Source organism: Vibrio sp. 10N.222.55.A1, assembly GCF_041473835.1.
GTDB classification, from domain to species: Bacteria; Pseudomonadota; Gammaproteobacteria; order Enterobacterales; family Vibrionaceae; genus Vibrio; species Vibrio crassostreae_C.
In genome coordinates this window covers 1-360 of sequence record NZ_JBFRSX010000137.1, presented here as the reverse complement: position 1 = coordinate 360, position 360 = coordinate 1, and the positions used below count along the sequence as shown (strand labels likewise).

Genomic DNA, 360 nt, shown 5'->3' with positions numbered 1-360 from the left:
GTGTAAACGCATTATCTTGATTATCCACGTCGGTACTGGTCAATGTTCCTGAAGTCGTTACTGCTTTGTCGGTTTCATCGATGGCAACGGTCGCGCTACTGACAGTAGCGGCGTCGTTAGTGCCGTTAATCGTCACTTTGACCGTTGACGTTGTGCCATCAATAGACGATACAGTGAAGGTCTCTTCGACTTTATCGCCGACGTTCAATTGATTAAACGCACTGTTGGCGGTGAACACCCAATGTCCACTGGCATCAATAGTCAGGTCGCCATTGGTACCTGAAATCGAATCCGGCGTGAACGTATTGTCTGGATTATCAACATCGGTACTAGTCAATGTTCCTGATGTCGTTACCGCTT

General features: G+C 47.5%; 1 protein-coding gene. It reads right to left on the bottom strand.

Features of this window, described 5'->3' with window-relative positions; translation table 11 throughout:
- On the bottom strand, positions 1 to 360 hold a 360-nt coding region (locus AB4493_RS22125; RefSeq protein ID WP_372155826.1), incomplete at both ends, for a VCBS domain-containing protein.